The 12,339-nt window shown below is 75.6% G+C and carries 9 protein-coding genes; 7 read left to right on the top strand and 2 right to left on the bottom strand.

Features of this window, described 5'->3' with window-relative positions:
* Positions 1 to 87: 87 nt before the first annotated feature.
* Positions 88 to 594, bottom strand: coding sequence for a GNAT family N-acetyltransferase (locus ABZ495_RS25165; RefSeq protein WP_329487338.1), 507 nt, complete (start codon positions 592 to 594; stop codon positions 88 to 90).
* Positions 595 to 658: 64 nt separating this feature from the next.
* Here ABZ495_RS25165 and ABZ495_RS25170 point away from each other — a divergent pair, with 64 nt between their 5' ends.
* From ABZ495_RS25170 to ABZ495_RS25180, 3 genes are all read left to right on the top strand, one after another.
* Complete coding sequence (locus tag ABZ495_RS25170) at positions 659 to 1,564, top strand: TIGR01777 family oxidoreductase (RefSeq protein WP_359802681.1); 906 nt, start codon at positions 659 to 661, stop codon at positions 1,562 to 1,564.
* 535 nt (positions 1,565 to 2,099) lie between these two features.
* Entirely contained in the window at positions 2,100 to 3,431 is a 1,332-nt protein-coding gene (locus ABZ495_RS25175; protein ID WP_359838204.1) for an FAD-dependent oxidoreductase, read from the top strand.
* 104 nt (positions 3,432 to 3,535) lie between these two features.
* Positions 3,536 to 4,765, top strand: a complete 1,230-nt coding sequence (locus ABZ495_RS25180) for a cation:proton antiporter (protein ID WP_359838205.1) — start codon at positions 3,536 to 3,538, stop codon at positions 4,763 to 4,765.
* A 56-nt stretch (positions 4,766 to 4,821) separates the two neighbouring features.
* On the opposite strand, the gene ABZ495_RS25185 is transcribed toward ABZ495_RS25180, so the two are convergent.
* On the bottom strand, positions 4,822 to 6,660 hold the full coding sequence (locus tag ABZ495_RS25185; RefSeq protein ID WP_359838207.1) for a regulator: 1,839 nt from the start codon (positions 6,658 to 6,660) through the stop codon (positions 4,822 to 4,824).
* A gap of 309 nt (positions 6,661 to 6,969) precedes the next feature.
* Between ABZ495_RS25185 and ABZ495_RS25190 the strand changes: the two genes are divergently transcribed.
* From ABZ495_RS25190 to lipB, 4 genes are all read left to right on the top strand, one after another.
* Positions 6,970 to 7,731: a 3-hydroxybutyrate dehydrogenase gene (locus tag ABZ495_RS25190; protein ID WP_359838209.1), complete on the top strand. Its 762-nt coding sequence runs from the start codon at positions 6,970 to 6,972 to the stop codon at positions 7,729 to 7,731.
* Between the two features lie 41 nt (positions 7,732 to 7,772).
* Complete coding sequence (locus ABZ495_RS25195; protein ID WP_359802694.1) at positions 7,773 to 9,185, top strand: MFS transporter; 1,413 nt, start codon at positions 7,773 to 7,775, stop codon at positions 9,183 to 9,185.
* Between the two features lie 148 nt (positions 9,186 to 9,333).
* On the top strand, positions 9,334 to 11,280 hold the full coding sequence (locus ABZ495_RS25200) for a GAF domain-containing protein (protein WP_359802697.1): 1,947 nt from the start codon (positions 9,334 to 9,336) through the stop codon (positions 11,278 to 11,280).
* A 184-nt stretch (positions 11,281 to 11,464) separates the two neighbouring features.
* The gene (lipB, locus tag ABZ495_RS25205) at positions 11,465 to 12,262 is read left to right on the top strand and encodes a lipoyl(octanoyl) transferase LipB (protein WP_329487347.1); all 798 of its coding nucleotides are present in this window, start codon (positions 11,465 to 11,467) and stop codon (positions 12,260 to 12,262) included.
* The last annotated feature ends 77 nt before the right edge of the window (positions 12,263 to 12,339 follow it).

Consider the following 12,339-nt stretch of genomic DNA (forward strand, 5'->3'; position numbering starts at 1 on the left):
GCCGACAAATCCCAAACAAGACAGCCGAAGCGTCAGTCAGCCGAAGGGTCAGACCCGCCAGCAACATCACCACGAACATCATCACTGTCAGCCGAGCAGTGAACGGGCCATCCAGATGTCGTCCACGTACCGGCCGTCGATCAGGAACTCCTCGGCGAGCGAACCCTCGACCACGAAGCCGCAGGCCTCGTAGAGGCGGCGGGCCGGGGCGTTGTGCCCGAGCACCCGCAGGGTGATCCGACGCGCCCCCTGCTCCGCGGCGGCCGCACAGCCCGCCTCCACCAGCGCCCGGCCGACGCCCCGGCCGCGGGCCCCGGCGGAGACCGCCAGCCCCTGGATCTGCCGCACGTGCCCGTTACTGGCCAGCGGAGTGGGCGGAACCACCCGGATGTAGCCGACGATCCGGCCGCCCAGCAGGGCGAGCAGGAACTGGTCCGGGGTGTGGCGCTCGTCGAACACGGTGTCCCCCTCGGCCGGCTGCGGGGCGACGTCGCTCTGCCAGGACCAGGCGGCCCGGTTGAGCGCGGAGAGTTCCTTCTCGTCCTCGGTCTGCGCGGGACGGATGATCAGATCTTCGGCGTGCATGCGCGCCATGCTAGTCAGCCGCGCCCGGGGTGGATACGGAGTTCCGGCCGCCGGAAACTGCGAGGATGGGCCCATGCGCATCGCGGTCACAGGATCCACGGGATTGATCGGCTCGACACTCGTCCGCTCGCTGCTGGCCGACGGCCACGAGGTGGTCCGGCTGGTCCGGCACCGCTCCAGAACCGGTCCGCGGCCGGACGGGACGACGGCGATCGGCTGGAACCCGCTGCTGGGCCAGGTGGACCGGGCCGGGCTGGCCGGCGTCGAGGCGGTGGTGCACCTGGCGGGCGCCGGGGTCGGCGACCGCCGCTGGACCGACGCGTACAAGCGGGAGATCCGGGAGAGCCGGGTGCTCGGCACCGAGACGCTGGCCGTCGCGATGGCCGAACTCGACAAGCCGCCCCGGGTCTTCGTCAGCGCCTCGGCCGTCGGCTACTACGGCCAGACCGGCGACCGGGTGATCGACGAGGACTCGCCCGCCGGGGACGACTTCCTCGCCGAGGTCTGCGTCGAGTGGGAGGCCTCCGCGCGGCCCGCCGAACGGGCCGGGATCCGGGTGGTCCACCCGCGCACCGGGCTGGTGCTCTCCGCCGCGGGCGGGGCCGGCGGCCGGCTCTTCCCGCTGTTCCGCCTGGGGCTCGGCGGGCGGCTCGGCGACGGCCGGCAGTACTGGAGCTTCATCTCGCTGGCGGACGAGGTCGCCGCACTGCGGTTCCTGATCGACCGCGACGACCTGAGCGGCGCGTTCAACCTCAGCGCGCCGGAGCCGGTCACCAACGCCGAGCTGACGGCGGCGCTCGGCCGGGTGCTGAAGCGGCCGACGCCGTTCCCGGTGCCGGAGGCGGCGCTCAAGACGGTGCTGGGCGAGCTGGCCGTCGAGGTGACCGGCAGCCACCGGGTGGTACCGCGGCGGCTGCTGGAGGCCGGCTTCCGCTTCGAGCACCCGGACGTGGACTCGGCGGTGCAGGCGGCAGTGTAGCGGCGGGGCGGCGGGGCGGCGGTTCCGCGAGTGGCGGAGCTGTCGCGGCGGTGCCGTGCGGTCGCGGCGGTGCCGTCGCCGCGGGGCGGCATGGTGGCGGCCGCTCCGGGCGGCCGCGGGGTGCGCGCGGAGCGGGCGCGTCCGGTAGGGCGCCTGCGGTAGGCCGAGTGGTCCGGGCGCGGATGCCCCGCCCGGGCCGCCCGCGTACGCCCGCTACGGCGTCAGCCCTGGCCGGGGGCATATGCCGAGCGGGGGTCGGGAGGGGCTCCGGGAGGGGGCGCACGGGAGCACGAACCAGGCGCGCCGCACGCCCCTGGTGACGGTGCGCGCCCGTGGAGCCCGAACCGGACCACTTGCGGGCACCGTGTGTGACCGCGCCCCCACCGCATGCTGTCGAACCCTCCCCGGGACCCGGATAGGGCCCGGTGTGCTTGTCTGACGCTCGTACTGACTGGGCATCACACCGTCGGACCGTGTCCCGGCACCCCGCTGCCTGCGTCGGCCGAAGCTCCGGGACCAGGGAGGGAGCACGCCAGTGCCCACATACGACTTCACCCGCCGCACCCGCCGACAGTCCGATCCGGACGTCGTCGTGGTGGGGGCCGGACTCGCGGGCCTGGCCGCCGCCCGCGCGCTCACCGGCTACGGCCTGACCGTCCAGGTCCTGGAGGCCTCGGGCCGGATCGGCGGCCGGATGGCCACCCGCGAGCTGGACGGCTTCCGGCTCGACCACGGCAGCCAGTTGCTGAACACCGCGTACCCCGAGCTGAGCCGGGCGCTCGACCTGGACCGGCTCGGCCTGCACCCGCTCGCGCCCGGCGTGCTCGTGCACAGCGGGGGCCGCCGCTACCGCGCCGGGGACCCGCAGTTGACCGCCGCCCGCCAGGCGGCCTCCCGAGCCCCGCTGGGCAGTCCGCTGGACAAGGCCCGGCTGGGCAGCTGGCTCAGCCGGCTGGCCGCCACCCCGGCCGGCCGACTGCAGGCCCGGCCGGAGACCACCACCGCCCGCGCGCTCGGCGAACGCGGGCTCGCCCCGCGCACCGTCGACGGCTTCCTGCGGCCGCTGCTCGGCGCCCTGCTCAGCGATCCGGCCCTGGGCACCAGCAGCCGGATCGCCGACCTGGTGCTGCGCTGCTACGCGCGCGGCCGCCTCTGTCTGCCCGCCGACGGGATCGCGGCCGTCCCGGCCCAGGTGGCCGCCGCCCTGCCGGCCGACACCCTGCGGCCCGGCGTGCGGGTCACCTCGATCGCGGCCGACGGCGTGGAGACCGCCGGCCACGGCCGGATCGGCGCCCAGGCCGTCGTGGTGGCGACCGACGCACGCTCGGCCGCCGCGCTACTGCCCGGGCTGCGGCTGCCGGACTTCCACCCCGTCACGACCTTCTACCACGCGGCCGACCGGGCGCCGATCGGCGAGGCCGTCCTGCTGCTGGACGGCGACCGGCCGAACGGCCACCCGCCACTGGTCTCGCACTCCCTGGTGCTCAGCGAACTGCACCACTCGTACGCCCCGCCCGGGCAGGCCCTGATCGCCACCACCGTGCTGGGGCGGCGCTCCTTCGACTCCGGCGGGCCCGCCGCGCTCGAACCCGCGGTGCGGGCCCGGCTGGCGGAGCTGTACGGCGTCCCGACGAAGGGCTGGCAGTTCCTGAGCGTGCGCCACGTCCCGGACGCGGTGCCGGCCATGCCGCCGCCGCACAACAACCGCCGCCCGGTGCGCCTGCTGGCCGGGCTGTACGTCTGCGGCGACCACCGGGACACCAGCAGCGTCCAGGGCGCCCTGGTGTCGGGGCGGCGGGCGGCCCTGGCCGTGGCGCGCGACCTCGGGCTGCCGGTCTCCGCCCGGGAGGCGGAGGCGGCGGCGTAACACGCGGCCGCCGGGCTGCCGGGACGGCACGTCACGGCGTGCCAGTATGCCGATATGACCGCTAATCGGACGTTTTCCGTCCAGGACCCCGGGCCCCTCGCCCGGTGAGCGCCGACTGCCGGATCGACCCGCTCGCACTGATCCTGATCCCGGCCGCCGCCGTGGCCGCCCCGCTGCTGGCCGACCGGCTGCTGCGGTGGGTCGCCGTGCCCACGGTGGTGTTCGAGATCGTGCTCGGCGTCCTGATCGGCCCCGACGTCCTGGACTGGGCGCAGGTCGACGGGCTGGTCGACGCGCTCTCCGAGTTCGGCCTGGCGATGCTGATGTTCCTGGCCGGTTACGAGATCGACTTCGCCAAGCTGCGCGGCGGCCCGCTGAAGCGGGCGGGCGCCGCGTGGCTGGTGTCCCTGGTGGTGGCCCTCGGCGTGGGCGCCATGGTCAACCGGGACCCGCTGAACGGCGCCTTCGCCGGGCTCGCGCTCACCACCACCGCGCTCGGCACCATCCTGCCGATCCTGCGCGACTCCGGGGAGTTGCCGACGCCGTTCGGCTCGCTGGTGATGGCCACCGGCGCGGTCGGCGAGTTCGGGCCGATCATCGCGGTCGCGATCCTGCTCAGCGGCAACAGCCCGGCCAGGACCGCCGTCATCCTGGCCGTCTTCGCGGTGATCACGACGGCCGCCGTCGGCTTCGCCCGGCGGCCCCGGCCGGACTGGGTGACCCGGCTGATCCGCCGCACCCTGCGCACCTCCGGCCAGTTCGCGATCCGCACGGTGATCCTGGTGCTGACCGCGATGGTGTCCGCCGCGGTCTGGCTCGACCTGGACATGCTGCTCGGCGCCTTCACCGCCGGGATCATCTCCCATCTGCTGCTGACCGACGTGCCCGAGGCCACGGAGGAGGTCATCGAGGCCAAGCTGGAGGGCATCGGCTTCGGCTTCCTCGTGCCGGTGTTCTTCGTGGTCAGCGGGATGAAGTTCGACCTGGAGGCGCTGCTCCGGGACCCGGGCAGCCTGCTGCTCGTCCCGGTGTTCCTGCTGCTGCTCCTGGCCGTGCGCGGACTGCCGGCGGCCCTCCTCGCCCCGATCGGGCTGGGCCGCCGCGACCGGGCGGCGCTCGGCCTGTACGGCGCGACCGCGCTGCCGCTGGTCGTGGTGATCACCACGATCGAGGTGGACGCCGGGCACCTGCCGTCCTCCACCGCGGCCGCGCTGGTCGGTGCGGGCATGCTCTCCGTCCTGGCCTTCCCGCTGCTCGCCCAGCGGCTGCGCGGGAGCGCCCGCCCACCGGCCGCCGGGGGCGACCGGCAGCGGGTCAACGCCGAGAGCTGGTAGCCGCCGCGCCGGGCCGGCCGCCGGGCCCGGCCGGGCGGCCCCGGCGCGGGCCGTCGTCAGATCACCCCCGCCTGGCGCGCCGTCTCCTCGAAGGCGCGGGCCACCGGACTGCCCCGGTAGGGGGTGAGCCGGCGGTGGAAGTCCCGGACGTACTCCAGCGAACGGGCCGAGCGCATCTCCCCGGCCGCCCGCAGCGCGTCGGTGGCCATGGTGCACGCCTCGTCCAAGTCCCCCATGCCGAGCCGGGCGGTGGCCAGCACCATCCGGCAGAAGATCCGGCTGCGGGCGTAGGCGGGCGAGCGCAGCCGCAGGGACTTCTCGGCGTGCTGCGCCGCCGTCCGCCACTGCTGGAGGTCCCGGTAGCAGTGGGCGAACTCGTCGGAGAGCTGCGCTTCGTCGAAGTAGCGCGCCCAGGAGGGCAGGTCATCGCCGGCCCGGGCGCCGGCCAGGGCCCGCTCGGAGCGGACCAGGGCGGTGGTGCAGGAGCGGACGTCGCCCAGCAGGCCGTGGCCGCGCGCCTCGGCGGCGTGCAGCAGCGACTGCACGGTGGGCGGCACGGCGGTGCCCACGCCCTGCTGGGCGACCCGCGCCAGCTGGACCGCCTCCCGGCCGTGGCCGAGATGGACGGCCTGCTGGCTCATCGTCACCAGGATGTAGCCGCCGAGCGCGCGGTCCCCGGCGGCCTGGGAGAGCCGCAGGGCCTGGACGAAGTAGCGCTGGGCCAGGCCGTGCGCGGCGATGTCGAAGGACGTCCAGCCGGCGAGCCTGGTCAGGTCGGCGACGGCCCCGAAGAGCGCCCGCCCGATCTGCTCGCCGTAGCGGCCGCGCAGCATCGGCTCGGCCTCGCTCTCCAGGTAGCGGACCAGCGCCTGGCGGGCGTGCCCGCCGCCGTAGGCGTGGTCCAGCGCGCGGAAGAGGTCCCCGACGGCGCGGATGGCGGCGATGTCGCCCCGGCCGACGCGCAGCGCGGGCCTCGGCTCGCGGGCCGGGTCGGTGTACGGCGGTTCGACGGCGGTCGGCGGCCGACGGCTCTGGGTCGGCACCCGGCCGAGCGCGGCGGCCGAGGCGGCCGGGGCCGGCGGTGCGCCGGCGCCGCCGCGGGCCGGGCGGGCGGGGGACACTCCGGGCGCCGCAGCGCGCGCCTGGGGTGCGGACGGCCCGCCGGGCCCGGCCGGACCGCCGGGCGCCGGGCCGGCGGCGGTGTCCGGCCGGGGCAGCGTGGAGCCGTCCCGGGCGACCCGCTCGTCGGTGCGGCCGATCAGCCAGTCCCGGCTGGGGACGACCAGGCCGGCCGGGGTGAAGGCGATCCGCCGCAGCTCGGACTGCGGGCCGTTGTCCTTGCGCCACATGCTCGCCACGATGTCCACCGCCTCCTGCGGCGTCTCGGCGAACTCCAGGCCGGCGTAGACCGGGGCGCAGGCGTCCAGGCCGAGGTCCTGGGCGGTGAGGCGGCGGCCGAGCCGGCGGGTGAACACCTCGGCGATCAGCGCCGGGGTGGCCCCGCGCGGCTGCTGGCCGCGGAGCCAGCGGGTGACCGAGGTCTTGTCGTACCGCAGGTCGAGGCCGTGCTCCAGGCCGAGCTGGTCGACCCGGCGGGCCAGGCCGGCGTGCGAGAAGCCGGCCTCCTCGATCAGGGCGGCCAGCTGGCCGTTCTGCGGAGCCGGACCGGTGCTCACCGCGGCCGGTGGCGGGGCGGGCGCGGGAGCGACGGGCGCGTCCGCGGGCGCCGGGGCGCTCCGGTGCGGTGCGGTCGTGACCTGCGCGGGCAGCCGCATATCGTCGGCGGCCGGGGCCTCGGGGGCGTCCGGAAGGGCCCGGCCGACCGGACCTCGGTGCTGGTCGAGCGGGTCGAGCGGTCCGTACGCCGGGCTGTCGGTTGCAGGCCGTTGGGGCATAGTCAGTCAACACCTCTCGGACGCCGTACCGGCTCCACCAGCACTTCGGCTGCCTGTGGCGGCGCCCCCTGTCGGGAATCGGCGTGAATGTAGCGAGCATTCGGGCGCTATGGGCGGTTCTGACCGAGCAATCCTCCGAACGGGTGAAGCATCGGCGCCCATTGTGGGGAAGCCCGAGCGGCACGGGTTTGGCCCGGGGCGGCTGAACCACCGATCGGCCCTCATAGCGGTGACCACCACAGGGCGCCCGGCCGCTGTGGTACGCCATCACATGGGAGCCGGGCCGCCGGCTTCCTACCGTTCTCGGCCATGGACACCACTTCAGCCCGCCCGCTCGAAGGCCGTACGGCCCTGGTCACCGGGGCCGCCTCGGGCATCGGCCGGGCCTGCGCCGAAGCCTTCGCGGAGGCCGGCGCCCGGGTCTACGTCGTCGACCTCGCGGCCGCCCCGGCCCGGGAGCTCGCCGGGCGGATCGGCGGCGTGGCGCACGTCGCCGACCTCGCCGACCCGGAGGCGGTGGAGGCGCTGCCGGACGACGCCGACATCGTGGTCAACAACGCCGGCCTCCAGCACGTCGCGCCCGTCCACGAGTTCCCGATCGAGCGCTTCACCCTGATCCAGCGGGTGATGGTCGAGGCCCCGTTCCGCATCCTGCGCCGCACCCTGCCCCACATGTACGCGCGGGGCTGGGGGCGGGTGGTCAACATCTCCTCCGTGCACGGCCTGCGGGCCAGCGCCTTCAAGTCGGGCTACGTGACGGCGAAGCACGCCCTGGAGGGTCTGAGCAAGACGGTCGCGCTGGAGGGCGCGCCCCACGGCGTCACCAGCAACTGCGTCAACCCGGGGTACGTGCGCACCCCGCTGGTGGAGCGGCAGATCGCCGACCAGGCGCTCGCGCACGGCATCCGCGAGGACGAGGTGGTGGAGCAGATCATGCTCGACCGGCCCGCCGTCAAGCGGCTGATCGAACCTGACGAGGTGGCGCAGCTGGCCCTCTGGCTCTGCTCCGCGCACGCCTCCTACATCACCGGCGCCAGCCTCCCCGTCGACGGCGGCTGGACGGCCCGCTGATGCCCCCGCACCCCACTCCCCCCTTCGAGGTGACCCCGCCCATGGCCAGTTCCCCCGCCGTCGCGAGACCAGGCTCCCCCCTCTGGAAGGTGGTCGGTGCCAGCCTCATCGGCACCACCATCGAGTGGTACGACTACTTCCTCTACGGCACGGCCGCGGCGCTCGTGTTCGGCAAGGTGTTCTTCCCGGCGAGCGATCCGCTGACCGGGACCCTGCTCGCCTTCCTCACCTACGCGATCGGCTTCGCCGCCCGGCCGCTGGGCGCGCTGGTCTTCGGGCACTTCGGCGACCGGGTCGGCCGCAAGCGGCTGCTGGTGGTGAGCCTGCTGCTGATGGGCGGCTCGACCACGCTGATCGGCCTGCTGCCGACGTACCACCAGATCGGCGCCGCCGCGCCGGTGCTGCTGACCGTGCTGCGGCTGGTGCAGGGCTTCGCGCTCGGCGGCGAGTGGGGCGGCGCGGTCCTGCTGGTCTCCGAGCACGGGGACGCGCGCAGGCGCGGCTTCTGGGCGTCCTGGCCGCAGGGCGGCGCCCCGGCGGGCAACCTGCTGGCGGCGGGCGTGCTGTCGCTGCTCACCACCGTGCAGTCGGACGCCACCTTCCTGTCCTGGGGCTGGCGGGTGCCGTTCCTGCTGTCGGCGCTGCTGGTGGCGGTCGGCATGTGGATCAGGCTGGCGGTGGACGAGTCGCCGCTGTTCCAGCAGGCGCTGGCGGCCGCCGAGGCCCGGAAGGCGGCCGGCCGGGCGGTGGAGCAGCCCCCGCTGGTGGCGGTGTTGCGCCACCACTGGCGGGAGGTGCTGGTGGCGATGGGCGCCCGGATGGCGGAGAACATCTCGTACTACGTGATGACCACCTTCGTGCTGGCCTACGCGGTGACCCAGGTGCACCTGCCGAAGCAGACCGCGCTGAACGCGGTGCTGATCGCCTCGGCGATCCAGTTCGCGCTGATCCCGGTGTTCGGGGCGCTCTCCGACCGGGTCGGGCGCAAGCCGGTGTACCTGGTGGGCGCGGTGGGCGTCGGGGTCTGGGCGTTCGTCTTCTTCGGGCTGGTGGACACCCGCTCGTTCGGCTCGCTGCTGCTGGCGGTGACCGTCGGGCTGGTCTTCCACAGCGCGATGTACGCGCCGCAGGCGGCCTTCTTCTCCGAGATGTTCGCGACCCGGATGCGCTACTCGGGCGCCTCCATCGGCGCCCAGTTCGCCTCGGTGGCGGCCGGCGCCCCGGCTCCGCTGATCGCGACGGCGCTGCTGAAGGACTACGGCAGCTCGACGCCGATCGCGGTGTACGTCGCCGTCGCGGCGGTGATCACCGTCCTCGCGGTGCTCTGCGCCCGGGAGACCCGCGGCCGCGACCTGACCGAGGCCGACCCGGAGGCCGGTGCGCAGGCCGGTGCGCAGGACCGGGTGGCGGGTGCGCCGGAGAGCGCCGCCGTCACCAAGACCGCGCGGGCCTGACGGACCGGTGGCCGGCGCCCACGACACCGTGCGCGCCGGTCACCCGCGCCGGCCACCCGCACCGGCCACCCGCGCCCGCCGGGCCGAGCGGCTACGATCGCGCTTCCGTCCCTGGGGTAGCGACCCACTGCCGATTGGCGGCCGTACCGTGAACGACCCCCGTCCCGAGACCGGCGCGGCACCCGCGCTACGGCGGTTGCTCGACCTCCTGGCCTCCGGGGCCGCCACCGAGGACTTCGCCGAGGTCCTGGCCGACGCTCGCCGCCGGGGGGCGCCGGCCGCCGTGCTGAGCGCGATCGACGACGCCACCTGGCAGGCGCTGCGGGTGCACCGGACGCTGCGTCAGCACCGCCGCCGCGAGGCCGAGCTGACGGCGCTCTTCGACACCGCCGGGGACCTCGCCGCCTCCCGGGACCTGGACACCGTGCTCCAGGCGATCGTCCGCCGGGCCCGGCTGCTGCTCGGCACCGACACCGCCTATCTGACCCTCCCGGACGAGGCCGCCGGCGACACCTACATGCGGGTCACCGACGGCTCCGTCTCGGTGCTCTTCCAGACCCTGCGGCTGAGCCTGGGCGACGGCCTCGGCGGCCTGGTCGCCCAGACCGCCCGCCCGTACGCCACCCCCGACTACCGGACCGACGAGCGGTTCCACCACACCGGCACGATCGACGCCGGCGTGCTGGACGAGGGCCTGGTGGCGATCATCGGAGTGCCGCTGCTGCTCGGCGGGCGGGTGATCGGGGTGCTGTTCGCCGCGGACCGCGCCCCGCGCGCCTTCTCCCCCGACGAGGTCGCGCTGCTCTGCTCGCTGGCCGCGCACGCCGCGATCGCGCTCGACACCGCCAAGTCGCTCGCCGACACCCGGGCCGCGCTGGCCGGGCTGAACAGCGCCAACGAACTGATCCGGGCCCACTCCGCCGCCGTCCAGCGGGCCGAGCAGGGCCACGACCGGCTCACCGACCTGGTGCTGCGCGGCGCCGAGGTACCGGACGTCGCCGCCGAGGTCGCCGCCCTGCTGGGCGGCGAGGTGGCGGTCCTGGACACCGAGGGCGACCCGCTGGCCGGCCGGGCCGGACCCGCCGAGGGGCTGGCCGGGGCCGTCGCCGCCTCCCGCGCCGAGGGCCGGTCGGTGCGGCACGGCGAGGACTGGGTCTGCGCCGTGCTGGCCGGCCAGGAGCCGCTGGGCACCCTCGTGCTGCGCGGGCGGCCGGGCCTGGAGGACGCCGACCGGCGGCTGTTCGAACGGGCCGCCGTGGTCACCGCGCTGCTCCTGCTGCTGCGCCGCTCGGTGGCCGAGACCGAGAACCGGGTGCGCGGCGAGCTGCTGGCCGACCTGCTGACCGCCCCCGACCGCGACCCGGCCGGCCTGACCGCGCGCGGGCGCCGGCTCGGCGTGGACCTCGGCCGCCCGCACCTGGTGCTGGTGGCGGAGCCGGCCGGCGCCCCCGGCGCCGCGGCGACCGACCGCGGCCGGCTGGCGGGCGCGGCGGGGCGCTACCTGTTCGGCTCGCGAGGCATCAGCGCGGAGCACGGCGAGGCCGTGGTCCTGCTGCTCCCGGAGGACGCGCCGACGGGCCCCGCGGGTACGGCGGGCCCGGCGTCCGCCCAGCAGGCGGCCGAGCTGGCCGCCGAGCGGCTGGCCCGGCTGGCCGGCTTCCCGGTCACCGTGGGCGTCGGCCGTCCCGCCGCCGGGCCGGTCGCGCTGGCCTCCTCGTACGCCGAGGGCCTGCGCTGCGTCCGGGCCCTGCGGGTGCTCGGCCGGGCCGGGGACGGCGCCTCGGCCCGCGACCTGGGCTTCCTCGGCGTGCTGCTCGGCGACGGCCACGACGTCGACGGCTTCGTCGGCGCGACCCTCGGCCCGCTACTGGAGTACGACGCCCGGCGCGGCACCGAACTGGTCCGCACCCTGCGCGCCTACTTCGACTGCGGCGGCAGCCTGACCCGGGCCAAGGACGAGCTGCACGTGCACGTGAACACCGTGGTGCAGCGGCTGGACCGGGTCGAGGCGCTGCTGGGCCCGGACTGGAACCGTCCCGAGCGCGCGCTGGAGCTCCAGCTGGCGCTGCGCCTCCAACTGCTCGCCGGCGCCTGAGCCGGGGTGCTCCCGGGGCCTTCCCGGGGGCGCTCCCGGGGGTCGCTGCGGGCGGTTCGGGTTGGTCGTCCACCGCATTCGGGCACCTGAACGACCGGCCGGGGCTCGGGCGTACAGTGGCGAGGTTGGTCTCGAACGCCGGGCAAGGAGCAGCAGTGGCCACAGAGCGCGACGAGGTGGGCGCATGAGCGGGAACGTACGGTTCGTGCGCCTGGGCACCGGCGAAGGTGCCGTCCCCTACCAGGAGGCCTGGGAGGAGCAGCAGCGGCTGCACGCCCTGCGGGTCGCGGACGAGATCCCCGACACCGTGCTGCTGCTGGAGCACCCCCCGGTGTACACCATGGGCCGCCGCACCAACCCGGCCGACCTGCCGCTGGACGGCACGCCGGTGGTCGAGGTCAACCGGGGCGGCGAGATCACCTGGCACGGCCCCGGCCAGCTGGTCGGCTACCCGATCGTGAAGCTCCCCGAGCCGATGGACGTCGTCGCCTACGTGCGCCGGCTGGAGGAGGCCCTGATCCGGGCCTGCGGCGAGTTCGGCGTGGAGACCACCCGGATCGAGGGCCGCAGCGGGGTCTGGGTGCTCGGCGCGAGCATCCCGGACGCGGTGGTCGACCCGGCGCAGGTGGTGGACATCGGCAAGCTCACCCTGCGGATGGGCCTGCCACTGGGCATCGACCCGCGGCTGGCCGGTCCCGAGTACGCGCCGTCCAACGCCGGGCAGCGCGGCGACGACCGCAAGCTCGCCGCGATCGGCGTCCGCGTCTCGCGCGGGGTGACGATGCACGGCTTCGCGCTGAACTGCAATCCGGACATGACCTGGTTCGACCGGATCGTGCCCTGTGGCATCCGGGACGCGGGCGTGGCCTCGCTCTCCGGTGAGCTGGGCCGCGACTTCGAAGTCGGCGAGGCGCTGTCCGTGGTCGAGAAGCGCCTGGCGGAGGTGTTCGCCGAGCTGCCGGAACCGGCACTCGGCCGCTGAGCCCGCCCCCGGGGGCCGACCGACCTCGCCACCCGGGAATCTACCGGCCGGTAGCACTGTTGCCCTGCGTTTGCGGG

This window comes from Kitasatospora sp. NPDC005748, from assembly GCF_040630735.1.
In the GTDB taxonomy this organism is placed as follows: domain Bacteria; phylum Actinomycetota; class Actinomycetes; order Streptomycetales; family Streptomycetaceae; genus Kitasatospora.

What these genes read in the sequence shown, in the direction of transcription:
- ABZ495_RS25185 (WP_359838207.1), bottom strand. Translation starts at nt 6,660, where the DNA reads ATGCCCCAACGGCCTGCAACCGACAGCCCGGCGTACGGACCGCTCGAC.
- ABZ495_RS25165 (WP_329487338.1), bottom strand. Translation starts at nt 594, where the DNA reads ATGGCGCGCATGCACGCCGAAGATCTGATCATCCGTCCCGCGCAGACC.
- ABZ495_RS25190 (WP_359838209.1), top strand. Translation starts at nt 6,970, where the DNA reads ATGGACACCACTTCAGCCCGCCCGCTCGAAGGCCGTACGGCCCTGGTC.
- ABZ495_RS25170 (WP_359802681.1), top strand. Translation starts at nt 659, where the DNA reads ATGCGCATCGCGGTCACAGGATCCACGGGATTGATCGGCTCGACACTC.
- lipB (WP_329487347.1), top strand. Translation starts at nt 11,465, where the DNA reads ATGAGCGGGAACGTACGGTTCGTGCGCCTGGGCACCGGCGAAGGTGCC.
- ABZ495_RS25195 (WP_359802694.1), top strand. Translation starts at nt 7,773, where the DNA reads ATGGCCAGTTCCCCCGCCGTCGCGAGACCAGGCTCCCCCCTCTGGAAG.